Annotated in this window: 26 protein-coding genes; 17 read left to right on the top strand and 9 right to left on the bottom strand. The window is 70.2% G+C overall.

Annotated features, from left to right (window positions below; all coding sequences use genetic code 11):
* Nucleotides 1–68 precede the first annotated feature (68 nt).
* Nucleotides 69–938 (top strand): UbiA family prenyltransferase, encoded by an 870-nt coding sequence (locus AB0B90_RS13975; RefSeq protein WP_362922702.1) that lies wholly within the window; start codon nt 69–71, stop codon nt 936–938.
* A 103-nt stretch (nt 939–1041) separates the two neighbouring features.
* Here AB0B90_RS13975 and AB0B90_RS13970 read toward each other — a convergent pair whose 3' ends face one another.
* Nucleotides 1042–2232, bottom strand: coding sequence for an NAD(P)/FAD-dependent oxidoreductase (locus AB0B90_RS13970; protein ID WP_350947699.1), 1191 nt, complete (start codon nt 2230–2232; stop codon nt 1042–1044).
* A gap of 53 nt (nt 2233–2285) precedes the next feature.
* On the opposite strand from AB0B90_RS13970, the gene AB0B90_RS13965 reads away from it, so the two are divergent.
* On the top strand, nt 2286–2855 hold the full coding sequence (locus AB0B90_RS13965; RefSeq protein WP_350947698.1) for a PadR family transcriptional regulator: 570 nt from the start codon (nt 2286–2288) through the stop codon (nt 2853–2855).
* 185 nt (nt 2856–3040) lie between these two features.
* Nucleotides 3041–3772, top strand: coding sequence for a hypothetical protein (locus AB0B90_RS13960; RefSeq protein ID WP_350947697.1), 732 nt, complete (start codon nt 3041–3043; stop codon nt 3770–3772).
* A gap of 129 nt (nt 3773–3901) precedes the next feature.
* On the opposite strand, the gene AB0B90_RS13955 is transcribed toward AB0B90_RS13960, so the two are convergent.
* Nucleotides 3902–5092, bottom strand: a complete 1191-nt coding sequence (locus tag AB0B90_RS13955) for an RtcB family protein (protein WP_362922699.1) — start codon at nt 5090–5092, stop codon at nt 3902–3904.
* Nucleotides 5093–5273: 181 nt separating this feature from the next.
* Here AB0B90_RS13955 and moaA point away from each other — a divergent pair, with 181 nt between their 5' ends.
* From moaA to AB0B90_RS13940, 3 genes are read left to right on the top strand one after another with little or no spacing between them, the layout of a single operon-like run.
* Nucleotides 5274–6263: a GTP 3',8-cyclase MoaA gene (gene moaA, locus AB0B90_RS13950; RefSeq protein WP_362897282.1), complete on the top strand. Its 990-nt coding sequence runs from the start codon at nt 5274–5276 to the stop codon at nt 6261–6263.
* Nucleotides 6264–6295: 32 nt separating this feature from the next.
* The gene (locus AB0B90_RS13945) at nt 6296–6958 is read left to right on the top strand and encodes a molybdenum cofactor guanylyltransferase (protein ID WP_362922697.1); all 663 of its coding nucleotides are present in this window, start codon (nt 6296–6298) and stop codon (nt 6956–6958) included.
* Nucleotides 6955–7212 (top strand): DUF6457 domain-containing protein, encoded by a 258-nt coding sequence (locus AB0B90_RS13940; protein ID WP_350947693.1) that lies wholly within the window; start codon nt 6955–6957, stop codon nt 7210–7212. The genes AB0B90_RS13945 and AB0B90_RS13940 overlap by 4 nt, the downstream gene beginning before the upstream one ends.
* Before the next feature lie 195 nt (nt 7213–7407).
* On the opposite strand, the gene AB0B90_RS13935 is transcribed toward AB0B90_RS13940, so the two are convergent.
* Nucleotides 7408–7719 carry a DUF3099 domain-containing protein gene (locus AB0B90_RS13935; RefSeq protein ID WP_350947692.1) on the bottom strand — a complete coding sequence of 104 codons (312 nt, stop codon included), beginning with the start codon at nt 7717–7719 and terminating at the stop codon, nt 7408–7410.
* Nucleotides 7720–7794: 75 nt separating this feature from the next.
* Between AB0B90_RS13935 and AB0B90_RS13930 the strand changes: the two genes are divergently transcribed.
* Together AB0B90_RS13930 and AB0B90_RS13925 are read left to right on the top strand one after the other, a co-directional pair.
* Nucleotides 7795–8007, top strand: coding sequence for a dodecin (locus tag AB0B90_RS13930; protein WP_350947691.1), 213 nt, complete (start codon nt 7795–7797; stop codon nt 8005–8007).
* A gap of 38 nt (nt 8008–8045) precedes the next feature.
* Nucleotides 8046–9143 (top strand): carcinine hydrolase/isopenicillin-N N-acyltransferase family protein, encoded by a 1098-nt coding sequence (locus AB0B90_RS13925; RefSeq protein WP_350947690.1) that lies wholly within the window; start codon nt 8046–8048, stop codon nt 9141–9143.
* A 44-nt stretch (nt 9144–9187) separates the two neighbouring features.
* Here the strand turns inward: AB0B90_RS13925 and AB0B90_RS13920 are convergent, their stop codons facing one another.
* Both AB0B90_RS13920 and AB0B90_RS13915 read right to left on the bottom strand, forming a co-directional pair.
* Nucleotides 9188–10555 carry a metallopeptidase TldD-related protein gene (locus AB0B90_RS13920; protein ID WP_362922695.1) on the bottom strand — a complete coding sequence of 456 codons (1368 nt, stop codon included), beginning with the start codon at nt 10553–10555 and terminating at the stop codon, nt 9188–9190.
* Nucleotides 10556–10617: 62 nt separating this feature from the next.
* Nucleotides 10618–12117: a TldD/PmbA family protein gene (locus AB0B90_RS13915; protein WP_362922693.1), complete on the bottom strand. Its 1500-nt coding sequence runs from the start codon at nt 12115–12117 to the stop codon at nt 10618–10620.
* A 76-nt stretch (nt 12118–12193) separates the two neighbouring features.
* Here AB0B90_RS13915 and AB0B90_RS13910 point away from each other — a divergent pair, with 76 nt between their 5' ends.
* Both AB0B90_RS13910 and fabI read left to right on the top strand, forming a co-directional pair.
* Complete coding sequence (locus tag AB0B90_RS13910) at nt 12194–12898, top strand: beta-ketoacyl-ACP reductase (protein ID WP_350947687.1); 705 nt, start codon at nt 12194–12196, stop codon at nt 12896–12898.
* A gap of 1 nt (nt 12899) precedes the next feature.
* On the top strand, nt 12900–13664 hold the full coding sequence (gene fabI, locus AB0B90_RS13905; protein ID WP_350947686.1) for an enoyl-ACP reductase FabI: 765 nt from the start codon (nt 12900–12902) through the stop codon (nt 13662–13664).
* Between the two features lie 159 nt (nt 13665–13823).
* Here fabI and AB0B90_RS13900 read toward each other — a convergent pair whose 3' ends face one another.
* Both AB0B90_RS13900 and AB0B90_RS13895 read right to left on the bottom strand, forming a co-directional pair.
* Nucleotides 13824–14798 (bottom strand): hypothetical protein, encoded by a 975-nt coding sequence (locus AB0B90_RS13900; protein WP_362922691.1) that lies wholly within the window; start codon nt 14796–14798, stop codon nt 13824–13826.
* Between the two features lie 195 nt (nt 14799–14993).
* The gene (locus AB0B90_RS13895) at nt 14994–15938 is read right to left on the bottom strand and encodes an aldo/keto reductase (RefSeq protein WP_362922689.1); all 945 of its coding nucleotides are present in this window, start codon (nt 15936–15938) and stop codon (nt 14994–14996) included.
* 65 nt (nt 15939–16003) lie between these two features.
* Here AB0B90_RS13895 and AB0B90_RS13890 point away from each other — a divergent pair, with 65 nt between their 5' ends.
* The 5 genes from AB0B90_RS13890 (at nt 16004) to mshC (ending at nt 20241) form a co-directional block, all read left to right on the top strand.
* Entirely contained in the window at nt 16004–16705 is a 702-nt protein-coding gene (locus AB0B90_RS13890) for a histidine phosphatase family protein (protein WP_350947683.1), read from the top strand.
* Between the two features lie 9 nt (nt 16706–16714).
* The gene (locus AB0B90_RS13885; RefSeq protein ID WP_350947682.1) at nt 16715–17290 is read left to right on the top strand and encodes a DUF3090 domain-containing protein; all 576 of its coding nucleotides are present in this window, start codon (nt 16715–16717) and stop codon (nt 17288–17290) included.
* Complete coding sequence (locus AB0B90_RS13880; RefSeq protein WP_350947681.1) at nt 17287–18048, top strand: SCO1664 family protein; 762 nt, start codon at nt 17287–17289, stop codon at nt 18046–18048. Before AB0B90_RS13885 ends, AB0B90_RS13880 begins: the two co-directional genes overlap by 4 nt.
* 148 nt (nt 18049–18196) lie before the next feature.
* Complete coding sequence (locus AB0B90_RS13875; RefSeq protein ID WP_362922687.1) at nt 18197–18925, top strand: NRDE family protein; 729 nt, start codon at nt 18197–18199, stop codon at nt 18923–18925.
* Nucleotides 18926–19017: 92 nt separating this feature from the next.
* Nucleotides 19018–20241 carry a cysteine--1-D-myo-inosityl 2-amino-2-deoxy-alpha-D-glucopyranoside ligase gene (mshC, locus tag AB0B90_RS13870; RefSeq protein ID WP_350947679.1) on the top strand — a complete coding sequence of 408 codons (1224 nt, stop codon included), beginning with the start codon at nt 19018–19020 and terminating at the stop codon, nt 20239–20241.
* Between the two features lie 191 nt (nt 20242–20432).
* Here mshC and AB0B90_RS13865 read toward each other — a convergent pair whose 3' ends face one another.
* Entirely contained in the window at nt 20433–20636 is a 204-nt protein-coding gene (locus tag AB0B90_RS13865) for a cold-shock protein (RefSeq protein WP_344903117.1), read from the bottom strand.
* A 215-nt stretch (nt 20637–20851) separates the two neighbouring features.
* Nucleotides 20852–21328, bottom strand: a complete 477-nt coding sequence (gene def / locus AB0B90_RS13860) for a peptide deformylase (RefSeq protein WP_350947678.1) — start codon at nt 21326–21328, stop codon at nt 20852–20854.
* Between the two features lie 238 nt (nt 21329–21566).
* Here def and AB0B90_RS13855 point away from each other — a divergent pair, with 238 nt between their 5' ends.
* Nucleotides 21567–22889, top strand: coding sequence for an MFS transporter (locus AB0B90_RS13855; protein ID WP_362922684.1), 1323 nt, complete (start codon nt 21567–21569; stop codon nt 22887–22889).
* A 431-nt stretch (nt 22890–23320) separates the two neighbouring features.
* A complete protein-coding gene (gene nirB, locus AB0B90_RS13850; protein ID WP_350947676.1) occupies nt 23321–25768 on the top strand; it encodes a nitrite reductase large subunit NirB in 2448 nt (815 codons plus the stop codon).
* The last annotated feature ends 75 nt before the right edge of the window (nt 25769–25843 follow it).

The following is a 25843-nucleotide window of genomic DNA, read 5'->3' as shown; positions in this document are numbered from 1 at the left end:
TTCAAAGCGCTCAGGTACGGCAGGGAGTCGCGTTCGGGCTTCGTGAGGTTCCCGCCTACGATCGACGGGTGACGACGAGCGGTCCATCGCGCCTGGGTACCCGGCCGTTGCTCCGGGCCGTACGGGGGTTGTCGCTGGCCTGTCACCCGGGGCCGACCGTCGCGGTCACCGTCCTGGTGACCGCGCTGGCCGTCGCGAGCGGGCGCGACGCGGCCGGGTGCGTCCTGGTGGCGGCGGCCGTGTCGACGGGGCAACTCTCGATCGGCTGGTGCAACGACGCGGTCGACGCGGCGCGGGACGCCGCCGCTCACCGCACCGGCAAGCCGGTCGCCTCCGGCGCGGTGAGCGTCCGTACCGTGTGGGTCGCCGCCATCGCGGCGCTGGTGCTCTGCGTGCCGCTCTCCCTCGCCTCGGGGCCCGCCGCCGGCGCCGTCCACCTGGTCGGCGTCGCCGCGGCGTGGGCCTACGATCTCGGGCTCAAGGCGACCGCGCTGTCCTGGTTGCCGTACGCGGTGGGGTTCGGCTCGCTGCCGGGATTCGTGACCCTGGGCCTGCCGGGACATCCGTGGCCCGCCTGGTGGGCGGTGACGGCCGCCGCGCTGCTCGGCTGCGGAGCGCACCTGGCCAACGTGTTGCCCGACATCCCCGCGGACCTCGCCGCCGGGGTGAGGGGCTGGCCGCAGAGACTCGGCGTCGCTCGCGTCCGCGTCCTGATCCCGGTGCCCCTGCTGGCCGCGACGGTCCTGCTCGTGCTGGGGCCCCCGGGCCCTCCGGGCGCGGGCGGCTGGGCCGCCCTGGCCGTGGCGGGGGCCCTCACCGCCGGAGGGCTGGCACTGGGCCGGGGCTCTTCACGCGTTCCCTTCGCCGCGGCGATCGCCGTCGCCGCGGTCGACGTCGTCCTGCTGCTCGCGCGCGGCACCGCCATCACCGCACTCTGACCGGCCCGCACCCGGCCCTCATCCGGCTCGTCGGCTCCCGGCAGGCTCGCGTCCTGGTCCGTTCCCGAAGAGGTCCGGCCGAGGCGACCGTCCCCCTCGCGGTTCAGCGAGTCGTCGCCGGTGGCGCGGACACCGGGTCGTCCCAGGAGATCCGGTAGTCGTGTATCCAGGCCAGCGCGTTCCTTCTGTCCACCTGCCGCATGATGGCGGGGAGCGTGAGGTCGCGGAGAAAGGCGCCGACGGCTCCCGGCGCCTTGCCGCTTCCGTTGCGTTTGCCGTGCGCCACGATCCGTTCCACCCTGGCCCGCCGCAGTCTCTCGAAGGCGGCGAACGCCTCAGGAGTGGCGGGGATGTCACGCAGGCACTTGGCCAGCACCACCGCGTCCTCGATCGCCATGGACGCCCCCTGGCCCGACGAGGGTGAGGCCGCGTGCGCGGCGTCACCCAGGATCACCATGCGTTCGTTGAACCACTTCGGCACGGTCGGGAGATCGTAGGTGTTCCAGCCGGCCGGAATGTCGTCCGTCGCGCCGATGATGTCGAGCATCGGCCCGGTGTCGTCCCTGAACAACTCCATCAGCATGGCGCGCCAGCGCTCGGGGGTGAGCGCCGCGAGTTCCTCGGCGGTGGGCTCGACAGGACTCGGAGGGTTGGCGAACCACCACACCTGCCCGTCCGGGTGGGGAAGGTAGCCGAAGAAGGCACGCCTGCCGAAGATGAAGTGGTTCGTTCCCGGTTCGCCCGGCACCTCGACGCCGTCCGCGAAGCCGCCCGTGTTCAGCAGTCCGACGTGCCGGGCGCGAGGTGCGCCGGGGTCGATGACGGTGCGGGTGCGCGAGCGGAGGCCGTCGGCGCCGACGAGCAGGTCGCCCTCGGCCGTGCCTCCGTCGGCGAAGACCGCCCGTACCCCGTCCGCGGTGACCGAGGCGTCGGTGAGGCGCTTGCCGTAGTGGATCCGCACGCCGCGCCGTACGGCCTCGTCGCGCAGCGCCAGGTAGAGGTCGGCGCGCCTCAGCGTCCGGCTGGGCTGCCGGGTGGAGGCGAGCGGCCTGCCTCGGCCGTTGAGCATCAGCATCCGCGAGGAGTCCATGCCCAGGTCGCGGACGAGGTCGTGCAGGTCGAGGAGGCGCAGGGCCTCGATCCCGTTGACCGCGAGTGTGAGGAAGACGCCCACGCCTTCCGATCCGCGGTCGTAGGCCTCGAAGACCTCGGAGTCCACCCCGGCACGCCGCAGGGCCATCGCCGTCACCGGCCCCGCGATGCCCCCGCCGATGATCAATGCTTTCTTAGTCATAAAATGACTATACATAGAATAACTATTGGATGGCGACCCCTACGATGTTCGCCATGTCTACGAGGCGATCTCCCCTGGCCATGGCGTTGCTCTCCCTGGTCGTCGAGGCGCCGATGCACGCGTACCAGATGCAGCGTCTGATCAGGGAGCGGCACAAGGACGACGTGGTCAACGTGGCGCAGCGCAACAGCGTGTACCAGACCATCGACCGGCTGTTGCGCGACGGGCTCATCGCGGTCCGCGAGACCTCGCGCGAGGAGAACCGCCCGGAGCGGACCGTCTACGAGCCCACCGACGCGGGCCGCGACACGCTGCGGCGGTGGATGCGGACGATGCTCTCCGAGCGGGCCCGAGAGTTTCCCGAGTTTCCCGCCGCGCTCGCCTTCATGCTCGTGCTGCCGCCCGAGGAGGTCCGCGCCGCGCTCGAGGAGCGCCTGACCTCTCTGCGGGCGCGGCTGTCGGAGCTGGAGGCGGACCTGGCCGAGGGGGGGAGGTTCCTGCCCCGTGTCTTCCTGGTGGAGTCCGAGTATCAGCGGGTCGTGCTCGGGGCCGAACTCGACTATGTCCGCGGCCTCGTCGCCGACCTGCGCGCGGGCCTGCTCGACTGGGACTATCGCATGTAGTGCCGGAACCGGCGGGCATGCGGCCTCTTCGGCGCCTCTGCCGGAAAACACGTGCCCGTGGCCGGGGGAGTCTGCCCGGGTCCTTGCCGACGCCGTTCTCCTGGCCACATGCGGCCATCTCATTGCCGCCGGAAAAATGTGGTGGAAGTGTCGTGATTCCTCCGAAAAGTAACCGGGAGATCACCATGAGTCAATCCACGCACCTGACCCCCAAGCAGGCGCGGATGGCGGCCGTGCAGGCGGCGATCGGCAAGACGAAGATGAGCACGGCCAAGTTGTGGAACCCCTGGCCGCAGCTGCTGGACGACGACGTCGTCATCAAGAAGCTGGAGGTCTCGGCCGGTGGTGGGAACGTTCCAGAAATCATTCCCGACGGCCAGCAGTTCTCCGACCTCAAGCCCGTGCGCCTGCCGGCGATCGGCAGGGAGGCGGGACTCGGCGGGCCGGTGACCCAGTCCACGTTCGCCGAGGCGCGCGAGAAGATCAAGAGCAAGTACGTCGCGACCGGGCGGGCCAACTACCGCGGACTCGCCAGTGCCAACTGCACGCTCTTCGCCTGCTGCGTCATCGGGATGCTCGCGGACCAGCCCAAGCTGCTCGGCTCGGGCGTCAAGGTAGAGCTGGTCAACTTCCGCGACACCACAGGGGGCGCCGGCCACGCCTACGTCGTCGTGGGACGCGGTGAGGGCGATGTGGGCGACATCAAGTCCTACGGGTCCGACTGCTTCTTCGTCGACCAGTGGTACGCCCGCCACAAGAGCGGCACACCGGGCGTCCAGGGAGTGAAGGACGCCGTTCCCGGTGAGTCTCCCAACCCCTTCTGGGACCTCGATTTCTACGCCTTCATGAGCGACGAGACCTCCCCGGTCGTGAAGCTCACCTTCACCAGCGACGAACTGCCCAAGCTCGGACTCTGACCCCCCGGGCGCGTCCCGCCGTCCCCGTCACCGATCGGGGCCGGCGGGCGCGGCCGTCACGTTCCTCGCCGGCCCGCCCGGCAGACGCCGGGTCCCGCCGGTCACCGGCGGGACCCAGGAGGCGCGGGGTCAGCCCTTGTAGTTGAACACCTGGCGCAGTGTGTGCTGGACCGTGACCAGATCCTCCTGGTCCGCCATCACCTGGTCGATCGGCTTGTACGCCTGTGGGTGCTCGTCCACCAGGGCGGCGGCGCGGTTCGCGTTCCAGGTGCGGCCGCGCATCGCCTCGGTGAGTGAGGCGGCCGTCAGCTCACGCTTCGCCCGGCTGCGCGACATCCTGCGGCCGGCTCCGTGTGAGCAGGAGTTGTAGGACATCGGGTTGCCGAGCCCGCGCACGATGTACGAGCGCGTCCCCATGGATCCCGGGATCACGCCCTCGTCGCCCGTGTCGGCCTTGATGGCCCCCTTACGGGTGATCCACAGGTCCTTGCCCTCGTGTGTCTCCCGCTGTGTGAAGTTGTGATGGCAGTTGATCGTCCGAAGCCGCCGCCCCTTGCCGACGACCCGGAACAGGGCGTCGCCCAGCACCTTGTCCATCCGGGCACGCGAGGCCATGGCGTAGCGCTGGGACCACAGCATGTCCTCGATGTAGGCGGTGAACTCCGGTGTGTTCTGCACTAGGTAGGCCAGGTCGGGATCCTCCAGGCCGATCGCCTGCTTCCTCATCAGCTTCTTGGCGTCGACGATGTGCTTGGTCGCGAGCAGGTTGCCGATGCCGCGCGAGCCCGAGTGCAGCACCGTCCAGACCCGGTCACGTTCGTCGAGGCAGACCTCGACGAAGTGGTTACCGGAGCCGAGGGTGCCGAACTGCAGGGACACCTTCTTCTCCTGCTGGGAGGTGAGGTCGGTGTGCGGGCGGCCGAGGTCGCCGAGCGCGCGGTCCATGGACGGGTCGTCGTGGCCCTTGCCGACGCCGGCGGGAATCCGCCTCTCCACCAGCGGCATCAGCGCGTCGAGGGTGTCGGGGAGGTCGGCGGCGGTGAGCGTGGTCTCGGTCGCGACCATGCCGCAGCCGATGTCGACGCCGACGGCGGCCGGGATGATCGCTCCTTCGGTGGGGATCACCGATCCGACCGTCGCGCCGATGCCGACGTGCGCGTCGGGCATGAGGGCGACGTGTCCGGAGACGATCGGCAGACGGGCGGCGCGCGCAGCCTGCATGATCGTACCTTCGTCGATCTCGCTGGCCCACGACACCAGGTTCGGTGCGGGCTGGTTCGGCATCATGATCTCCTTGGTTGCGAGATCCAGTTTGCCCACGTTCCTCATGAGATCCCACCCATTTTATCGGGCGCCGTAAGTCATGATCGTGCGGCATGTCAGGAATCAACCGTCATATGGTGATGTTGGAACAACGAGGCCCGTTGGGGCCGGAAGAGAGGGCGGCCTTAAGCTGGTCCCCTGTTCCGGCAGGTGAGCGACTGATGAGAGGTGGCGTCCGGTGTTGCAGGATTCTTTCGGACGCGTGGCGACCGATCTGCGGGTGTCCCTCACCGACCGATGCAACCTGCGCTGCTCCTACTGCATGCCACCCGAGGGCCTCGAATGGCTGCAGAAACCCGACCTGCTGACCGCCGACGAGATCGTCAGGCTGGTCACCATCGGGGTGGAGCGACTCGGCATCACCGAGGTCCGCTACACCGGTGGCGAGCCGCTGCTCCGCCGCGAGCTGGTCGACATCGTGGCCCGCACCACCGCACTCGACCCCGCCCCGCAGGTCTCGCTCACCACCAACGGGATCGGGCTGAGCCGGCTGGCCGCCTCCCTGGCCGGCGCGGGTCTGCACCGGGTCAACGTCTCCCTCGACACCCTCGACCGCGAGACCTTCAAGAGGCTCGCCCACCGCGACCGCCTGTCCGACGTCCTCGAAGGGCTGGAGGCGGCCGACGCCGCCGGGCTGCGACCGGTCAAGGTGAACGCGGTGCTGATGCGCGGGATCAACGACCACGAGGCCGTGCCGCTGCTGCGTTACTGCCTGGAGCGGGGCTACGAGCTCCGGTTCATCGAGCAGATGCCGCTCGACGCCCAGCACGGCTGGCGCAGGGAGAACATGATCACGGCTGATGAGATCCTCGCCACGCTCAAGGCCGATGTCGCCCTCACCGACGCCGACTCGGCGGAGCGCGGCAGCGCCCCGGCCGAGCTGTTCCTCGTCGAGGGCGGCCCGGCCAGGGTAGGGGTGATCGGCTCGGTCACCCGTCCGTTCTGCGGTGCGTGCGACCGGGTACGGCTCACCGCCGACGGTCAGATCCGCAACTGCCTGTTCGCCACCGACGAGTCCGACCTGAGGGCCGCGATGCGCGCGGGTGCCGGTGACGACGAGATCGCCGAGCGCTGGCGATCCGCGGTCCGGATCAAGAAGGCCGGTCACGGCATCGACGATCCGACCTTCCTGCAGCCGTCCCGCCCGATGTCCGCCATCGGCGGCTGAGGTCCCCGCCACAGAAGACCCGGAGGTGTCCGATGACCGCCCGTCACGACGCCTGCATCCTGGCGGGCGGTCTCGCGCGAAGGCTCGGCGGCCGGGACAAGCCGGGCCTGCGCGTCTCCGGCCGCCCGCTGGTCGAGTCGGTGGCCGCCGCCGTGCCCGGCGCGGGACGGCTGATCGTCGTCGGGCCACCTCGCCCCGGACTGCCACACGCGATCTTCCGGCGTGAGGACCCGCCCGGTGGTGGCCCGGTCCCGGCGCTGCGAGCGGGCCTGGCCGAGGTGAACGCGCCATGGGTGGTGCTGCTCGCCGCCGATCTTCCGTTCCTGACCGGTGAGCACGTGCGGATGCTGCTGGACGCCGCAGGGGCGGGTGCCGCGGGGACGAGCGGGCCGGGGGCCGTGCTCGTCGACGACGGCGGGCGCGAGCAGTGGCTCGCCGGGGTGTGGCACACGCGGAGCCTGGCGCGGGCGCTCGACCGCTACGAGGGGCGGTCGTTGCACGGGCTGCTCGCCCCGCTCCGCCCGGTCACGGTTCACCTCACCGGGCAGCCATGGTTCGATTGCGACACCATGGACGATCTACAGCGGGCCCGGACGGCGGAGCCGGGCCCCGGCGGAGCCGCGGATTCCGGTGACGGCCGCGAGAGCGACGACGGCATGGGACGGACGCGACCGCGGACGAGGAGCGAGAGTTGAACGTGCTGAAGGAATGGACCGCGCTGGTCTGCCAGGAGCTGGGCATCGACCCCGCGACGGTGGACCGCGACGAGGTGCTGGATCTGACCAGGGAGGTCGCCCACGGGGTGGCCCGGCCGGCCGCGCCGCTCACGGCCTATCTGCTCGGGGTGGCCCAGGGGGCGGGTACGGCGCCGCCGGACGTCGTGGAGAGACTGACCGCGCTGGCGCGCAGCTGGGAGCAGGCGACAACGGAGACACTGGGTGACAAATAGCGCCAAAGAAAAGGCGCTTCGTTGTTAAAGTCTGAGAAAAGGGCGACGCCGGGTGGTTACGGGGGCAAACCACCCGGCGTCGCTTCATCGGCGTTCCGACGGGGGCCCGGAACGCCGGCAACAGTGCCCCGACGGGGGACCAGGGCACTTGGCTAAAGCGTACACCTACTACCCTTGGAGTGCGTCAAGACTTAGTCACGACCCGATCTCGCGTCGGTGGCGTGGAATCTGGTTTTGTCCGGAATCTTCCACGTCAGGGGCATGCGGGACCCCGCGCGGCGGCCCATTGGCCCCGATCACGGCAACGTATGGTAAAAAGATCGCCCCGGCGAAGAGCAGCAGCCGGACGGGCATCGGGGCGGGCACCGTGAAGGCGAGGACCAGGCAGATCAGCCGGATCCCCATCTTGATGAAGTAACTCTTCTCGCGCCTGCCGATGTCGGCGCTCAACGAGGGTTGGGCGTCCGTCACCTGATGAACCACCGGACGTCTGCGCCATCCCTTCACGATTCCCAATCTAGGCCTCATATCGGCTGGGTGCGAACGGTCATGTAACCATGGCTTTCCGGGAAGAAGCAGAGGATGACAGATCGAACGTACCGGGTGACCGAGATAGTCGGCACTTCGGGGGAGAGCATCGAGGCCGCCGTACGCAATGGGGTCCGCCGGGCCTCCCGGACCCTGCGCCACCTCGACTGGTTCGAGGTGACCGAGATCAGGGGGCACATCGAGGAGGGGGAGATCGCCCACTTCCAGGTCGGCATGAAGATCGGGTTCCGCCTGGAGGACGACTGAGCCTGTACGGCGGCTGCCCGGTGACGCAGACTGCGTGAATGGAAGAGACTCGCGCGCGGGCGGGAAGGCCGCACGGCGCGGCGGGGACGGTGGTACGCGCCGCGCTGGCCGTCGTGCTGATCCTCCCGACCGGCTGCGCCGTCCCGGAGGGCGCTGCGCCCGCCGCCACCGGGGCCGTCTCACCGAGCACCCCCGCCGCCACTGACGCCGGGCCGCGGGCCGAGGCGGAAGGGGAATCACCGCTGCGCCAGAGCGCCACCGACGTCGCGCGGACGATAGACAGCCTCCGCAGGATCGACGATCTACCGCTGTACGAGATGACCTTCCACGGCTCGTACGACCGCGAGGCCCCCCTCGGGGAGGAGGAGCTGGCGGGACGCGCCGACGGCTGGGCCTGCTCGTTGTTCGCCCTCGGTGGCGACCGGCCGCTGTTCGGCAGAAACTTCGACTGGGACCCCAACCCGGCGCTGATCGTGCACGCCGACCCGCCCGACGGCTACGCCTCGGTCTCCGTCGTCGACCTGTTCCATCTGATCGGAGGCTCCACCCCGCCGGACCTGTCCGCCGCGCCCGCCCGCCGCAGGATGGCCCACGCGGTGCTCGCCCCCTTCGACGGGGTGAACGAGAAGGGCCTGGCCGTCGGTATGGCCACGTCGCCCGAGGGCGGGCTGCCCCCGGCTTCTCCCGACCGCCCCGACGTCGGCAGCGTGCGCGTCATCAGGATCATGCTCGACAAGGCGGCGACCGTGGACGAGGCGTTGGCGATCATGCGCCGTTACGACGTCGACTTCACGATCGGGCCGCAGGTCCACTACCTCATCGCCGACGCGGCGGGCAGGTCGGCCGTCGTGGAGTACGCCGGGGGCAGGCTCAACGTGATCGACGACCGTATGCTCACCAACTTCGGCATGACCGGCACCTCCGCCGCCCAGCGCCTGGCCGACCCCCGCTACCGCGCGCTCGCCGAGGGACTGCCCGCCGCCCGCGACTGGCGCGACGCGATGGGCCTGCTTCGGAAGGTGGCCCAGGCCCACACCCGCTGGTCGGTCGTCTACGACCTCACCGACGCCACCGCCCGCGTGGTGGCGGGCCGGCGTTGGGACACGGTGCACACCGTCCCGCTCGTCCAGCGCTGAACGGCCCGCCCGGTACGGGAAGGTGCGGGGAGGGGGAGCCGGACCTAGCTGGCCTGGCTCACCGTCGACATGTTGAAGTCGGGCACCCGGATCGGAGGCATGATCGCGCGGTTGAAGTAGTCGCTCCACTCGCGCGGCAGGGTCTGCTCGGAGGCGCCGATCTCGCTGAGGCGGCGGAGCAGGTCCACCGGGCTCTCGTTGAAGCGGAAGTTGTTCACCTCGCCCACGACCTCGCCGTTCTCCACCAGGTAGACGCCGTCGCGGGTCAGGCCGGTCAGCAGCAGCGTCTGCGGGTCGACCTCGCGGATGTACCACAGGCAGGTGAGCAGCAGGCCGCGCTCGGTGGAGGCGATCATCTCCTCCAGAGACCGCCCGCCCTCGGGTCCCCGCATGATCAGGTTGTCGACGGCAGGGGTCACCGGCAGACCGGTCAGCTCGGCCGAGTGCCGGGTCTGCAGCAGGTTGGCCAGCCTGCCATCGGAGATCCAGTCGGTGGCGGCGAGCGGCAGCCCGTTGTCGAACACCGAGTTCTCCCGGCCGGAGGCGTGCGCCACCACGAACGGCGAGCACTCGACGCCCGGCGCCGACGGGTCGCTGTACAGGCGGATCGGCGACTCGGAGAGGACGTCGCCGACGCGGGTGCCGCCACCGGCCCTGGAGAAGACCGTACGGCCCTCCATCGCGTCGCGCGCTCCGGCCGTCCAGTACAGGTAGGTCATCAGGTCGGCGACGGCCGTCGGAGGCAGCAGCGTCTCGTACCGGCCCGCGGGCAGCTCGACGCGGTTCTTCGCCCACTCCAGGCGCTGGACGAGCGAGGCGTCCAGGGCCGCCACGTCGACGTCGGAGAAATCGCGGGTGGACACGCCGGTCCACGCCGAGCGCCGCATGTCGGAGGACTTGGCGTTGAGCTCCAGGCGGCCGGTGGGCTGGGTGTGCCGCAGCCGGGCGCCGGTCGAGGTGCCCACGAAGGTCGTCGTGACGGTGTGTTCGGCGAAACCGTACAGCCTGCGCCCGCCCGCCTCGGCCGTGGCGAAGGCCTCGCCCAGGGCGGGGGCGAAGGCGCCGAACACCCCGATCGAGGTCGGCTCGGCGGGGGCGTCCCAGTCGGCGGAGCGGGTGCCCTCCAGCAGCGGCCGGGCGTCCTCGGACGGCCGGGCGTCCTCCGCGGCGTGGTCGGCGGCGGCCACGACCTCGTCGAGCCCGTCGGGGCGGACCGCCGCCCGCGACACCACGCCCACACCGCGGCCCACGATGGAGATCACGGTCAGCTGCGAGGAACGGGACACACCGTTGGTGGTGAGGGTGTTGCCCGCGAAGCGCAGGTTGGCACTCGACCCCTCCTCCACGATCACGACGTTGTCGTCGGCCGTGGAGAGCTCAAGAACCCTCTCGATCATCTCCTGGGGAGTCATTCCGCTCCTCTCCTGCCGGACCGCACGGCCGACACCGTCTTCCGTCCGCTCGCCGCGCGTGCTCAACTGCCACTCTCCTGGACGGTGTTGAGGACGCGCACGCCGCGGAAGAGCGCCGACGGGCAGCCGTGGCTGACCGGGGCGACCTGGCCAGGCTGCCCCTTGCCGCAGTTGAACGCCCCGCCCAGCACGTACGTCTGCGGCCCGCCGACCGCCGCCATCGAGCGCCAGAAGTCGGTCGTCGTCGCCTGGTAGGCGACGTCGCGCAGCTGCCCGGCGAGCCTGCCGTTCTCGATCAGATAGAACCGCTCACCGGTGAACTGGAAGTTGTAGCGCTGCATGTCGATGGACCAGCTCTTGTCGCCCACCACGTAGATGCCCCGGTCGACGCCGGAGATCAGCTCCTCGGTGGTGGGGCCGTCGGGCGCCGGCCGCAGCGACACGTTGGCCATCCGCTGGATCGGGGTGTGGCCGGGGGAGGCGGCGAAGGCACAGCCGTTGGAAGCGCCCAGCCCCTTCAGCAGCGCCATCCTCCGGTCGAGCTGGTAGCCGACCAGGATGCCGTCGGAGACGATGTCGAACTCCCTGGTCGCCACCCCCTCGTCGTCGTAGCCGATCGTGGACAGGCCGTGCTCGACGGTGCGGTCACCGGTCACGTTCATCAGCTGCGAGCCGTACACCAGCGTGCCGAGCTGGTCGAAGGTGGCGAAACTCGTCCCCGCGTACGCCGCCTCGTAGCCGAGGGCGCGGTCGAGCTCGGTGGCGTGCCCGACCGACTCGTGGATCGTCAGCCACAGGTTCGACGGGTCGATCACCAGGTCGTACGGTCCCGCCTCGACGGAGGGCGCCCGAAGCTTCTCCTCCAGCAACTCGGGGATGCGCGCCAGCTCCTTGGGGAAGTCCCAGCCGGTGCCGGTGAGGTATTCGTACCCCCGGCCGACGGGCGGGGCGAGCGTCCGCATCGAGTCGAAGCGGCCGTCCAGCACCCGCGTCGCCCTCAGCTGGGGATGGACGCGCACCCGCTGCTGCGTCGTGGAGGTCCCGGCCGTGTCGGCGTAGAACTTCTGCTCCTTGACCTGTGTCAGCGACGCCTGGACGTGGTCCACCCCGGGATCTCGCAGCAGGGTGCCCGACCAGTCGGCGAGCAGCGCCGCCTTGTCGCGCATCGGCACCTCGAACGGGTCGACCTGGTAGGAGGAGACCCAGGTGACGTCGGAGTGGACCGCCTCCGGCGCCAGCTCGACGGGCTCGCGGTTGACCGCCGCCGAGACGACCGCCACCTCCACCGCCTGCTCGGCGACCCTGACGGCCGCCTCGGGGCTGAGCTCGATGCCTCCGGCGAAGCCCCAGGTGCCGTCCTTGACGACCCGTACGGCGTAGCCGAGGGTGTCGGCGTCGATGGAGCCTTCCAGCGCCGCGTCGGAGAGGCGCAGGGTCTCCCCGCGGACGCGCTCCAGCCGGAAGTCGGCGTGCTCGGCGCCCAGGTCCCGGGCGCGCTGCAGGGCCGCGTCCGCGAGCCGGCGCAGAGGCAGGGCGAGGAAGTCGGAGTCGATCTGGCGCATGTCAACGATCCTAACCCTGTGATCTTGTCCTTCCCGGACAAGAGGGTTACCCTCCGGTAGCCGATACCGTCTGACCATGGCTCGATCTGTTCTCGTAACCGGCGGCAATCGCGGCATCGGCCTCGCGATCGCCCGCGAACTCGCTCAGGCAGGCGACGACGTCGCCGTGACCTACCGTTCCGGACAGCCTCCCGAGGGCCTCTTCGGCGTACGCTGCGACGTGACCAGCACGGCCGACGTGGACGCCGCCTTCGCGAAGGTCGAGGCCGAGTACGGCCCGGTCGAGGTGCTCGTCGCCAACGCGGGCATCACCAGGGACACGCTGCTGCCGATGATGAAGGAGGAGACCTTCACCGACGTCATCGACGCCAACCTGACCGGCTCCTACCGGGTCGCCAAGCGCGCCACCCGCGGCATGCTGCGGCTCAAGCGCGGGCGCATCGTGCTGATCTCCTCGGTGGTCGCCATGCTGGGCTCGGCGGGGCAGAGCAACTACGCCGCCTCCAAGGCCGGCATGATCGGCTTCGCCCGGTCGGCCGCCAGGGAGCTGGGCTCGCGCAACATCACCGTCAACGTGGTCGCCCCCGGCTTCGTGGAGACCGACATGACGGCCGAGCTGGACGAGGCGTACCAGGAGCAGATCCGTAAGAACATCCCCCTGGGCCGCTACGCCGCCCCGGAGGAGATAGCGCGCGTGGTCAGGTTCCTGGCCGGCGAGGACGCCGCCTACATCACGGGGGCCGTCATCCCCGTTGACGGCGGCCTTGGAATGGGGCACTGACGTGGGAATTCTCGAAGGCAAGCGGCTTCTCGTCACCGGGGTGCTCACCGACGCCTCCATCGCCTTCTCGGTGGCCAAGCTGGCCCAGGAGGAGGGCGCGCAGATCGTGCTCACCGGGTTCGGCCGGCTCAGCCTGGTCGAGCGGATCGCGAGGCGACTGCCGGAGCCGCCTCCGGTGCTGGAGCTCGACGTCACCAACCCCGAGCACCTCGACTCCCTGGCGGAGCGGGTCGGCGAGCATCTCGGCGGCCTGGACGGGGTGGTGCACGCGATCGGCTTCGCGCCGCAGACCGCCCTGGGCGGCAACTTCCTGAACACCTCCTGGGAGGACGTGGCGACCGCGGTCCAGGTCTCCACGTACTCGTTCAAGTCGCTCGCGGTGGCCGCGCTCCCGCTCATGAAGGAGGGCGGCGCGATCGTCGGTCTCGACTTCGACGCCACCAAGGCATGGCCGGTGTACGACTGGATGGGCGTGGCCAAGGCCGGGCTTGAGTCCTGTTCCCGCTACCTGGCCCGCGATCTCGGCAAGCAGGGCATCCGGGTCAACCTCGTCGCCGCGGGCCCGATCAGGACCATGGCGGCCAAGAGCATCCCGGGCTTCGTCGAGTTCGAGGAGAGCTGGCCCGCCAAGGCCCCGATCGGCTGGGACATCAACGACCCTATCCCGGCGGCCAAGGCGTGTGTCGCCCTGCTGTCCGACTGGTTCCCCGCCACGACCGGTGAGATCGTCCACGTCGACGGCGGCGTCCACGCCATCGGAGGCTGAGTGCTTTCCGTCCCGGCGGTCGATGACCGTCCGGGGCGTGCCGCCGTCGGGACGGCGGGGAACCGCTGCCCGGCCGCGTACGACTCCGTCGTGGCATGACGAGGTGAGCGGCGCGGGCCGGGACGCCTAGGGCGCCGAAGACGCCGAGAACGCCGAGAACTAGGCCACCCGCTGACGTCCCGGAGGGGCGGGCTCGAACGGTATCGACTCCCTGAACCTGCGCCTGCTGTACAGCAGGCGGACCGCGAGGATCGCCGCGACGAGCACCGCGGTGCTGAGCACGGTGCTCGCGGTGTCGGACGACCGGCTGGGCTTCACCGGCCGCTCGCCGGGCATCTGCCGCTGGAGTTTCTCCATCACCGGGGCGGGCCACAGCAGCTCCACCCGGGGCGCCTCGGCGTCGACCACGGGTGACGGCCTGGGAACCATCGGCCCACCCACGTCGGTCGCGGGCCTGCCGACATCCGGGGAGAACGTCTCCGTCTCGGGGACCGCCCGGTCGGTCGGCACGGGGACCGGGCTCTTGCGCGCGGGTGCGGCGTCCTCGTGCGGCGAAGGGCTCTCCGAAGGGGTCGGGGAGGTGGACGCCGAAGGGGTGGGGGTCGGTGACACCTTGGACGAGGTGTCCTGGTCGGGCTCCCCGGCAGAGGTGGTCGCCGACGTCTCCGCGCAGCCGGTGGAGGCCGCCGCGGACCGGCAGGCGTCGGTGCCCTGAGGCCGGGGCGTCCGTGCGTCACCGGAGGGCTCCTTCTTCTCCTGAGCGGTGGACGGCCTGTCCGGCGGGCTCTTGGACGCCGAGGCGGCCGGTGCCGGGGCGTTCGTCCCGGCGTCGCTCCGGCCGGAGTCTTCGCGGGAGGACGGGGAGACGGCGTCCTCAACACGGCTTCCGAGGTCGTCGACACCTTTTTCCAGATCGTGGACGACGTCGCCCACACCGCTCTCGACCTTTTTCGTGACGCCGTCCACGACCCGGCAGACTCCGCCGGTCACGGGGCCGAGCGGCCCTGTGTGATCACAGTCGTCCACGCGTGGGACGGCGCTCGCCCGTGCGGCGCTCACGGGCGCGATCACGGACGCCGGGACCCCACCTCCCAGCGCCAGCGCCAGAACGCCTGCCGCCATCGCAGCTCGCACTCGTCTCCTTCACCCCGGGGCGGACATCGGCCATGGCGTCTCACCGACATCCGGGTGCCCCCGCCACCTGGTTGACAGTTTTGTAGGGAGGCCCGCTTTTTCCGCGGAAAGTTTCCATTCGGTATCGACTAGTGATACGCGAGACGAATTCTCGTTCGGTTCTCGCGGCGGACCGTACTCGTCCCGGCCCTTCTCTCAGTCCGCGGACACGTCGTCGAGTGCCTCCCTGATCTCCACGGGCAGCGTCAGATCCTCGGCCTGGAGGACCCCGGACAGCTGCGCGTGGGTGCGGGCGCCGACGACGGCCGAGGACACCCCCGGCTGGTCGCGTACCCACGACAGGGCCACCGACAGCGGTGAGACGCCGAGCCCGTCGGCGGCGGTCGCCACCGACTCCACCACCCGCCGGCACCGCTCGTCGAGGTAGGGGGTGACGAAGTCGGCGAAGTGCGGGGTCGCGGCCCTGGAGTCGGCGGGGATGCCCGTACGGTACTTCCCGGTGAGGACTCCGCGCCCGAGAGGCGACCAGGCGAGCACCCCTGCGCCGACGTGCTCGGCGGCGGGGATCAGCTCGCGCTCGGCTTCCCTGGCCAGAAGTGAGTACTCGACCTGGGCGGCGACGATGGGCACCCTGCCGGGCACCGCCCGCTGCCCCGCGGCCGCGGTCGCCAGCTGCCATCCCGCGTAGTCGCACACCCCGGCGTACGCGGCCCGCCCCGAGGACACGATGGCGTCCACGGCCGCCAGGGTCTCCTCCAGCGGGACGTCGGGATCGAAGGCGTGCAGCTGCCACAGGTCGACCTCGTTCACGCCCAGGCGGGTCAGGGAGGCGTCGATCGCGGCCACCAGGTGCTTCCTGGAGGCGTCGCGTGGCCTGCGCCCGGTCGGGGTGAGCACGGCCTTGGTGGACAGCACCAGCTCGGAACGCGGCACGGAGTCGCGCAGCAGCCGCCCGAGCAGCCGTTCGGCGTCGCCGCCCGTGTAGACGTCGGCGGTGTCGATGAGCGTGCCGCCGGCCTCGGCGAACGTGCGAAGCTGCGCCGCGGCCTCCTCGGCGCCGGTGTCGCGTCCCCACGTCATCGTCCCGAGTCCCAGGCGGGACACCGACAAGCCGCTCCGGCCCACATAGCGCTGCTCCATGATCCGGCCAGATTACCGCCCGGCCACTTAAAAGTAGTGGAGCGAGGACTGCAAGACTTGCCCGCGTGACGACCTTGTTGCTGGCCAGACACGGCCTTACCCACCTCACCGGCCCGGTCCTCGCGGGCTGGACCCCGGATGTCCACCTCAGCGACGCGGGACGGGCCCAGGCGGAGGCGCTCGCCGCGCGGCTCACCTCGCTGGAACTCGACGCGATCGTCTCCAGCCCGCTGGAACGCTGTCAGGAGACCGCGCAGGCGGTCGCCGAGGGGCGGCGGGAGGCGGAGGTGCTGACCGACGAGCGCTTCGGTGAGTGCCGCTACGGCGACTGGACGGGCCGCCCGCTCGCCGAGCTCGCCAAGGATCCCCTCTGGCCGGTCGTGCAGGCCCACCCGAGCGCGGTGACGTTCCCCGGGGGAGAGTCCCTGGCCGCCGTCCAGCATCGCGCCGTGGCGGCCGTCAGGGAGTGGAACGAGCGCCTCGGCCCGAAGGCGGTCTATCTCGTCTGCAGCCACGGAGATGTGATCAAGGCCATCGTGGCCGACGCCATGGGGCTCCATCTGGACCAGTTCCAGCGGATAACCGCCGATCCGGCGTCGCTCACCGCCATTCGCTACACCCCCTTGCGTCCCTTCGTGCTCAGACTCAACGACCTGGGCGGAGATGTGGCCGGATTACGCCTTCCGGAGGGTTCGGACGGTGCGGAGGGGGGAGAAAATCCCACCGGGAGCGATGCCGCAGTCGGCGGCGGATCCGGAACCACGTAGGGTCAGGCTATGCCGGTCTTCGACTACGATCCACCCGAGAGGTTCGTGGCCGGTGCCGTGGGGCAACCGGGTTCACGAGCCTTCTTCCTGCAGGCGCGAGGCCAGGGCAGGCTGACCACCGTGGCGCTGGAGAAGTTCCAGGTCGCGGCGCTGGCCGATCGTCTCGACGAGTTGCTCGACGAGGTGTTGCGGCGAGGTGAGGGCGGTGCCGCCGTCCCCGCCGTCGCCCCGGCCGCGTTGACGGACAACGCCCCCCTCGATGTGCCGATCAGCGAGGACTTCCGCGTCGGTGTCATGGCCCTGGCCTGGGACTCCGAGGCCGCCCAGGTGGTCATCGAGGCCAAGGAGGCCACCGCCGAGGATGAGGAGTTCGAGCCGTCCCCGCTCGTCGAGCCCACGGTGCTGCGCGTGCACATCAGTCCCGGCGCCGCGAGGGCCTTCACCAAGCGGGCCATGGCCCTCGTCGCCGCCGGTCGACCGCCCTGCCCGCTCTGCGCCCAGCCTCTCGACGCCGAGGGGCATATCTGCGTGCGGCTCAACGGTTACCGGGGTAGTAGCGCTTCATCTGCTGGAGGAGGCGAATGAGTGCTGAGAGCGAGCCGACGCTGAGTGCGGCGCCGGCCGCGGGGCTGGACGACGAGACCGCGACGCGTCTGCTCCGTGACGGCCAACTGGATGTGGCGGGCCGCCTGGTCGAGGCGACCAACATGACGCTCTACTGTTCGGTCCGGCTCGGCGGGCTCGCGGCGGCCTGCGTGTACAAGCCGGTACGGGGCGAACGCCCCCTCTGGGACTTTCCCGACGGCACTCTGGCCGCCCGCGAGGTCGCCGCCTACGAGGTCTCCGCGGCGATCGGCTGGCGGATCGTGCCGCCCACCGTCTACCGCGACGGCCCCTTCGGCCCGGGAATGTGTCAGCTGTGGATCGACACCGACCCCGAGATCGACCTGATGGTGCTGATCCGCAGCCGCCAGCCCTCCCTGCGGCGGATGGCCGTCTTCGACGCGGTCGTCAACAACGCCGACCGGAAGGGAGGCCACCTGCTGCCGCTCGCCGACGGCCATGTCTACGGCGTCGATCACGGGGTCTCCTTCTCCGCTGAGGACAAGCTCCGCACCGTGCTCTGGCAGTGGCGCGGCAAGCCCTTGTCCCGCGAGGCGATGAACGCCCTGACCCGCCTTGAGGCCGACCTGGAGCAGGGCCGCCTCGGCCGCCGCCTCCGTGAGCTCCTCACCCTCCACGAGGTCGAGGCCACCTGGGCGCGGGTCCGCAGGCTCCTCGACACCGGCCTGCACCCCGTGCCCTCCAAGGACTGGCCCGCCATCCCCTGGCCGCCGATCTGAGAGGCATTGTCGCCCTCGCGCGGCGACGCCCGCGCCCTCGTCCTGTCGGCGGCCCTACCGCGGCCTTGCTGTGGCCTTGCTGTGGCTGTTCCCGTGGGCGCGTGACCCCGGTCCGAGCCCGCCTCCCGCGAGGGCGTAGCCTCCGGGCATGTGCACGGTTGTCGTCAGTATCGATCCGAGCGCCGAGATCCCCCTGATCGTGGTCGGGGTGCGCGACGAGTTCACCGCCCGCCCCTGGGTTCCCCCGGCCCGGCACTGGCCACAGAGCCGGCCCGGCCTGATCGGCGGGTGCGATCTCCTGGGAGGCGGCACCTGGCTGGCCGTCGACCCCGGGGCCCGGAGGGTCGGCGCCCTCCTCAACGGGCTCGGCGTGCTCGCTCCGGAGGAGACCCGCCGCTCACGGGGCGACCTGGCTCTCCTGGCGGCCGCCGGAGACCGGCCGACGGAGGGCGAACTCGGGCACTATGACCCCTTCCACCTGCTACGCGCCGATCCCGGCGGGGCTCGGCTGTGGCACTGGGACGGGATCACCCTGAAGAGGGACGACCTTCCCCCGGGAACCCACATGATCGTCAACAGCGGATGGGAGCGCGGTGAGGAGAACGAGCGCGTGGCGTTCTTCCGCCCCCTGTTCGCCGGGGCGGGCCGCCCCTCGAAGCTCGACGGTCCATGGGATGAGTGGCGGGAACTCGCCACGGGAGCGGGCATCTCCTCCGAGGACCCCCGCACGATGATCGTCCATCACGAGCTGCCCGACGGACGGACCTTCGGCTCGGGGTCCGTCACCCTGCTGGCCCTGGCACCCGGCGGCGTGCGCTACGACTTCACCGCCGACCCTCGCGATCCCGGCGCCTTCCGCGAGATCCTCACGGAATGATCCGGTCGGCTTCCGGAGTTGAGGTGAGTGCCCCGTACGCCCACCACCCCGCGCCAACCGGGGTGGTCTGTCTGCTGGATAGGCTGCATTTCATGAGATCGTGGTCTGAGCCGAAGGTTCCTCGGCTTCCCGGTGCCGGTGTCCCGCTGCGGCTGTTCGACACCGCCGCGCGAGAGGTCGGCCCCACAAAGCCGGGTCCCACGGCACGGATGTACGTCTGCGGCATCACGCCCTACGACGCCACCCATCTGGGCCACGCCAACACCTACCTCGCCTTCGACCTGGTCAATCGTGCCTGGCGCGACGCCGGTCATGAGGTGCACTACACCCAGAACGCCACAGACGTCGACGACCCCCTGCTCGAACGTGCGGGGCGGACCGGCGTCGACTGGCGTGACCTGGCCGAACGCGAGATCGAGCTGTTCCGGACCGACATGGAGGCGCTGCGCGTCCTCCCCCCGCGCGACTACGTCGCCGTGACCGAGGTGATCGACCAGGTCGCCGACCTGATCGTGTCGTTGCGTGACAAGGGCGCCACCTACGAGCTCGACGGCGACGTCTACTTCGACGTGGCCGCGGCCCCCAAGTTCGGCGCCGTCTCCGGCTACTCGGAGGAGCGCATGCTCACCCTGTTCGGCGAGCGCGGGGGAGATCCGGACCGGCCGGGCAAGAAGCATCCGCTCGACTGGCTTCTCTGGCGCGCGGAGCGCCCTGGGGAGCCGTCCTGGCCCTCCCCTTTCGGCGTGGGCAGACCCGGCTGGCACATCGAGTGCACCGCGATCGCCCTGGCGAACCTGTCCAGTGGTTTCGACGTCGCGGGTGGCGGTTCCGACCTGATCTTTCCCCATCACGAGTGCGGCGCCCACGAGGGCCACGTGGCCTGCGGGGAGTGGCCGTTCGCGAGGGCGTACGTGCACGCGGGCATGGTCGCCCTGGACGGCGAGAAGATGTCCAAGTCGAAGGGCAATCTGATCTTCGTCTCCCGCCTGCGCCAGGAGACCGACCCGATGGCCATCCGGCTGGCCCTGCTGGCCCACCACTACCGTGCCGACTGGGAGTGGACCTCGGAGCAGCTGGCCTCGGCGGAGGTGCGGCTGGCGCGCTGGCGCTCGGCCGCGGGGCTGCAGACCGGCCCCGACGCCGGCGTCGTGCTCGAAAGGGTACGCGCCCGGATCGCCGACGACCTGGACGCTCCCGGAGCCCTCGCGGCCGTCGACGACTGGGCCGAGCGGGCCCTGTCGGAGGGGGGCAGTGACCCGGACGCGCCGCTCCTGGTCAGGAAGACCGTGGACGCGCTGCTCGGGGTCGAACTCTAGGGGCCGGTGGTCGTCCGTGCCGGGCACTCCCGCTCCGGCCTGGGGGATGCCCGGTGACACGGGCATCTCCGGCACCAACGGGTCCCCGCGCCCGGAGGGCGGCCCAAGAGAGGTCCGGGCCCAAGAGACGACTGAGCCCGCACCGCGCGAGCGGTGCGGGCTCAGTCTGAAGCCTTTGAGGTCAAACCAGATCAGATGACCTGAACCTGGTCGGCCTGCGGGCCCTTCTGGCCCTGCGTGGTGACGAAGCTGACACGCTGGTTCTCCTCCAGGCTGCGGTAGCCGCCGGAGTTGATGGCCGAGTAGTGCACGAAGACATCGGCGGTGCCGTCATCCGGTGCGATGAATCCGAAGCCCTTTTCGGCGTTGAACCACTTAACGGTGCCCTCAGACAAAACTACTTCTCCTCATTGGGAGCCTCACCGAACCACCAGGTCGGCGGCACGGGGCTGCGTTGCGGACCCTACCATGCACCCGCGGAAACCATCCGGAGAAACTGTGTAACGTCCGCTGTCGGCGGACTTCTCATAAGCACTTGAGATGATAAGGCTAAACTGAGAGCTACGACTGCAACCATGCGATCCTATCCGAGGTCGCAGTGATGCGCAAGTCACGAAATGGAGTCGAGGAAGCGCTCGCGATCCTCCTCGGGGAGGTGGTCGACGAAGAGGGTGCCCTCAAGGTGATCGGCCTCGTGCTGCAGGACGCGGGCGAGCATGCCCAGGGCGCGGACGGTGACGGGTTTGCCGAACATGTCACGGCCACGGGCGGTGACCATGTAGGAGCGTTCCAGCGGCCACCAGCGATCCGGTGCGGACAGGCAGGCCTCATCGGCCACGATCTTCCGATCGGACAGCTCAAGGCGCGGATTCACCAGATGGCCGGACTTGCCGTCCAGTTCGTAGACGACGACCCGCAAGGGGACGCCGATCTGCGGGGCGGCCAGTCCCGCGCGGCCCGTGCCGGCGCGCATCGTGGCCTGGAGCGACTTGACCAGGACGCGCAGCTCGCGGTCGAAGGTGGTCACCGGCTCGGACACCGTGCGGAGCACGGGATCGTCGAACATTCGGATCGGCTGGACGGCCACGCGCACTCCCCGAAGCGGACGGACTGACGTCGAAGACGGTTCCCGCTGCCGCCCTGACTCAATCGTTACTCCGTCAGCCCTTTGTGTTTCCGGAATGTTGCGATGGTGCGACCTGTGCATTGCGTATTTCCATGGTTAGTTACGCGTAACCGGCGCACCATCACAGATAGTAAATGTGCGTAATGCCGTCCTCTTAGATTTCGGGATCGAAGCCCCGAAATCGCAGGAGGAACGAACGATGGCCAAGCCCTGGATCAGCGACTGGCGGCCCGACGACCCCGACTTCTGGCAAGGACAGGGCAGGAAGGTGGCCCGCAGGAACCTGGTCTTCTCCATCTTCGCCGAGCACCTCGGGTTCACGCTGTGGACCGTGTGGAGCATCGTGGCCGTGCAACTCGGCTCCTACGACTTCTCCACCGACCAGCTCTTCTGGATCGTCGCCCTGCCCAACCTGATCGGCTCCGCGCTGCGCATCCCGTACACCTTCGCCCCGGCCAGGTTCGGCGGCAGAAACTTCACCGTCGTCAGCGCCCTGCTCCTGCTCGTGCCCGCGGTGCTGCTCGCCGTCGCGGTCGGCAACCCCGCCACCCCCTACTGGGTGTTCCTGGTCATCGCGGCCACGGCGGGCCTGGGCGGTGGCAACTTCGCCTCCAGCATGGCCAACATCACCTACTTCTACCCCCAGGACAGGCAGGGCTCGGCGCTCGGGCTCAACGCGGCGGGCGGCAACATCGGGGTCAGCTCCGTGCAGCTCGTCATGCCCCTGGTGATCGGGGCGTTCGGCCTGGCCGCCGCGGGACTGTTCTGGGTCCCGTTCATCCTGGCCGCCGCGATCGGCGCCTACTTCTTCATGGACAACCTGACCTCCGCCAAGGCCAGTCCCGCGGACCAGCTGAAGGTCGCCGGCCGGGCCCAGACCTGGATCATGTCGGTCCTGTACATCGGCACGTTCGGTTCCTTCATCGGATACTCCACAGCGTTCCCGCTGCTCATCAAGAGCCAGTTCCCCGAGCAGGCCTCCCTGGTGGCGCTGGCCTTCATCGGCCCGCTGCTCGGCTCGCTGGTCCGCCCGATCGGGGGCTGGCTGTCGGACCGGCTCGGCGGGGCGCGGGTGACGCTTGTCAACTTCGCCGCGATGGCGGGCGCGGCGGCGCTGGTCTGGCAGGGCCTGTCCCAGCACGCCTTCGCGCTGTTCTTCTGCGCCTACATGCTCCTGGTCGCCACCACCGGCATCGGCAACGGCTCCACCTACCGGATGATCCCGGCGATCTTCCGGGCGAAGGCCGTGGCGGGTCTCGCGGCGGGTACCGAGGCCCACGAGGCCGCCGTGGCCGTCGGGAAGCGGGACGCCTCCGCCGCGATCGGGATCATCTCCGCGATCGGTGCCTTCGGTGGGTTCTTCATCAACCGTGGCTTCGGCAGCTCCATCGCCGCCACCGGGGGAGCGGGTGCCGCACTCGCCTCCTTCGCCGCCTTCTACCTGGTGTGCGCGGCCATCACCTGGGCCTGCTACCTGCGTACCGCGGGATCGGTGCCGAGCCTGGCGGCGGCGCGCGTGTGATCGCCGGCGTGACAGGTACCCGGTTTCGCTCACATCCGACACCGGTCCTGCCGACGGACAACTCACATCGGCCTCATCGCGTATGTGAACGCGGTTAGCGGCTTGTAGCACATCGGTAACAGGGGAGACCACGCCGTGAAACCACCTGAAAGCACCATCGGATCCATGCCGGTCTCACTTCCCCCCCAGACGCGTGTGAAGGCTGGGACGACGGCGTACCACCCCCACCGCGCTCCGCGGTACGGCAGAGACGCCGCGGCGGACGAGACCGTCACCGTCATCGCCTCACGTCAGGGCGCCTACTCCTCGGGAGGGACGGCCGCGCCGCGGGCGGGGAAGAACGGCGCCACGACCGGCCCCGAGGGATCGGCGGACGACGGCGGAACGTACGGGAAGACGACAGCGGAGCGTACGGAAAAAGGAGCGCGGCCATGTCACGGCTCGTCGTGGTAGGACACGGACCCACATCGCACCGGCTGGTCGAGGCGCTGGTCGCCAAGGGCTTCGCGGGCGACATCACGGTGCTGGGGGAGGAGCCCCGGCCGGCGTACGACCGGGTGGCGCTCACCTCCTACCTGGCGGGCAGGAGCATCGAGGACCTCACCTATCCGACGCCGGAAGGGGTCGTGCTGCGGCTGTCGTCCAGGGTCGTGCGCATCGACAGGGAGGCGCGTGAGGTCACCACCGCCGACGGGCACCGAGAGCCGTACGACGTGCTGGTGCTGGCCACCGGTTCCAGCCCGTTCGTGCCGCCGGTGCCGGGCAGGGAGCTGGACGGCTGCTTCGTCTACCGCACGATCGACGACCTCGACGCGATCAGGCAGGCCGCCTCGGGCGCCACGAGCGGCGTCGTGATCGGCGGGGGGCTGCTGGGGCTGGAGGCCGCCGACGCGCTGCGGGGCCTAGGGCTGGCGACGCACGTCGTGGAGATGGGCGGCTGGCTCATGCCCCGGCAGGTCGACGAGGGCGGCGGCGCCGTCCTGCGCGGCCACGTGGAGGCGCTCGGCCTGAGCGTGCACACCGAGGCGGGGGCCAAGGAGATCGTCGCGGGCCCGGACGGGCGGGTCGCGGGCCTGGTCAAGCCGGACGGTGAGACCGTCGAGGCGCAGATCGTGGTCTTCTCCGCGGGCGTCAGGCCGCGCGACGAGCTGGCCAGGCAGGCGGGCCTGGAGGTCGGCGGACGCGGTGGGATCGCCGTGGACGACGGGATGCGCACCGGCGACCCGGCGATCTACGCGGTCGGCGAGTGCGCCCTGCACGAGGGGATGGTCTACGGGCTGGCGGGGCCCTGCTTCACGATGGCCGAGGTCGCCGCCGACCGCATCATGGGAGGCGAGGCGGTCTTCACCCGCGCTGACCTGTCGACCAAGCTCAAGCTGCTCGGTGTGGAGGTCGCCCAGTTCGGTGCGATGGAGGGCGCGCTGGACGTGACCTTCATGGACCCGGTGGGCGGGGTCTACCAGAAGTTGTTCGTCAGCGACGACGCCCGCACCCTGCTCGGCGGGATCTGCGTCGGCGACGCCACCCCGTACAACACCCTCAAGCCCTTCGTCGGCCGTGACCTGCCGGGTTCGCCGAGCGAGCTGCTGTTCACCGGCGGTCCGGCGAACATGGAGGTCCCCGACGACGCGCAGATCTGCTCGTGCAACAACGTCACCAAGGGGCAGGTGTGCGAGGCCATCGCCGAGCACGGTCTCACCGACGTCCCCGGCATCAAGGCGTGCACCCGCGCCGGCACCACCTGCGGCAGTTGCGTTCCGACGCTCAGGCAGATCCTCGTCTCCTCGGGCGTGGAGGTCTCCAAGGCACTGTGCGAGCACTTCGCGTACAGCAGGGCGGAGCTGTTCGACATCATCCGGGTGCGTGGCATCACGACGTTCTCGTACCTCATCGCCGAGCACGGCACCGGGCGCGGCTGCGACGTGTGCAAACCCGTCGTCGCCTCGATCCTCGCCTCGCTCGGCAACGGCCACATCCTCGACGGCGAGCAGGCCGCCCTGCAGGACACCAACGACCACTTCCTGGCCAACATCCAGCGCAACGGCACCTACTCGGTGGTGCCGCGCATCCCCGGCGGGGAGATCACCCCGGAGAGCCTCATCGTGATCGGCGAGGTGGCCCGCGACTTCGGTCTCTACACCAAGATCACCGGCGGGCAGCGGATCGACCTGTTCGGGGCACGAGTGGAGCAGCTCCCGCTGATCTGGAAGCGCCTGGTGGACGCGGGTTTCGAGTCCGGGCACGCGTACGGCAAGGCTTTGCGCACGGTGAAGTCCTGTGTCGGCTCGACCTGGTGCCGCTACGGGGTGCAGGACGCCGTGGGCATGGCCATCGCGCTGGAGCTGCGCTACCGGGGCCTGCGCTCACCGCACAAGCTGAAGTCGGCCGTCTCCGGCTGCGCCCGCGAGTGCGCCGAGGCCCGGGGCAAGGACTTCGGCGTCATCGCCACCGAGAAGGGCTGGAACCTCTACGTGGGCGGCAACGGCGGTTTCACCCCGCGCCACGCCGACCTGTTCGCCTCCGACCTGAGCACCGAGGAACTGGTCCGCGTCATCGACCGGTTCCTGATGTTCTACATCCGCACCGCCGACCGCCTGCAGCGCACCTCCGCCTGGCTGGAGGCTCAGGGCCTGGCCTACGTCAAGGAGGTCGTCCTGGACGACTCCCTCGGGATCTGCGCCGACCTGGAGGCCCAGATGGAGCGGCACGTGGCCGGTTACGCCGACGAGTGGCGTGCCACGATCGAGGACCCGGAGAAGCTGCGGCGGTTCGTCTCCTTCGTCAACGCCCCCGGGACCCCGGACCCGTCCATCGCCTTCGAGACCGAGCGCGACCAGGTGAAACCGGTCCTGATCCCGCTGGAGGTCGTCCGTTCCTGAGCGGTCCCGGACCGTTCTGAGCCCTGCCCGCCCGTACCGTCACCGTCGCACCCCGAGGACCCGAGGAGAGGAGAC

This window comes from Streptosporangium sp. NPDC049078 (assembly GCF_040648855.1).
Classification (GTDB): Bacteria; Actinomycetota; Actinomycetes; order Streptosporangiales; family Streptosporangiaceae; genus Streptosporangium.
This window is presented reverse-complemented; position numbering and strand designations above follow the sequence as displayed.

What these genes read in the sequence shown, in the direction of transcription:
- mshC (WP_350947679.1), top strand. Translation starts at nt 19,018, where the DNA reads ATGAGATCGTGGTCTGAGCCGAAGGTTCCTCGGCTTCCCGGTGCCGGT.
- AB0B90_RS13945 (WP_362922697.1), top strand. Translation starts at nt 6,296, where the DNA reads ATGACCGCCCGTCACGACGCCTGCATCCTGGCGGGCGGTCTCGCGCGA.
- AB0B90_RS13930 (WP_350947691.1), top strand. Translation starts at nt 7,795, where the DNA reads ATGACAGATCGAACGTACCGGGTGACCGAGATAGTCGGCACTTCGGGG.
- AB0B90_RS13875 (WP_362922687.1), top strand. Translation starts at nt 18,197, where the DNA reads ATGTGCACGGTTGTCGTCAGTATCGATCCGAGCGCCGAGATCCCCCTG.
- AB0B90_RS13910 (WP_350947687.1), top strand. Translation starts at nt 12,194, where the DNA reads ATGGCTCGATCTGTTCTCGTAACCGGCGGCAATCGCGGCATCGGCCTC.
- AB0B90_RS13965 (WP_350947698.1), top strand. Translation starts at nt 2,286, where the DNA reads ATGTCTACGAGGCGATCTCCCCTGGCCATGGCGTTGCTCTCCCTGGTC.
- AB0B90_RS13915 (WP_362922693.1), bottom strand. Translation starts at nt 12,117, where the DNA reads ATGCGCCAGATCGACTCCGACTTCCTCGCCCTGCCTCTGCGCCGGCTC.
- AB0B90_RS13895 (WP_362922689.1), bottom strand. Translation starts at nt 15,938, where the DNA reads ATGGAGCAGCGCTATGTGGGCCGGAGCGGCTTGTCGGTGTCCCGCCTG.
- AB0B90_RS13885 (WP_350947682.1), top strand. Translation starts at nt 16,715, where the DNA reads ATGCCGGTCTTCGACTACGATCCACCCGAGAGGTTCGTGGCCGGTGCC.
- nirB (WP_350947676.1), top strand. Translation starts at nt 23,321, where the DNA reads ATGTCACGGCTCGTCGTGGTAGGACACGGACCCACATCGCACCGGCTG.
- AB0B90_RS13960 (WP_350947697.1), top strand. Translation starts at nt 3,041, where the DNA reads ATGAGTCAATCCACGCACCTGACCCCCAAGCAGGCGCGGATGGCGGCC.
- AB0B90_RS13880 (WP_350947681.1), top strand. Translation starts at nt 17,287, where the DNA reads ATGAGTGCTGAGAGCGAGCCGACGCTGAGTGCGGCGCCGGCCGCGGGG.
- AB0B90_RS13920 (WP_362922695.1), bottom strand. Translation starts at nt 10,555, where the DNA reads ATGACTCCCCAGGAGATGATCGAGAGGGTTCTTGAGCTCTCCACGGCC.
- AB0B90_RS13855 (WP_362922684.1), top strand. Translation starts at nt 21,567, where the DNA reads ATGGCCAAGCCCTGGATCAGCGACTGGCGGCCCGACGACCCCGACTTC.
- AB0B90_RS13925 (WP_350947690.1), top strand. Translation starts at nt 8,046, where the DNA reads ATGGAAGAGACTCGCGCGCGGGCGGGAAGGCCGCACGGCGCGGCGGGG.
- AB0B90_RS13970 (WP_350947699.1), bottom strand. Translation starts at nt 2,232, where the DNA reads ATGACTAAGAAAGCATTGATCATCGGCGGGGGCATCGCGGGGCCGGTG.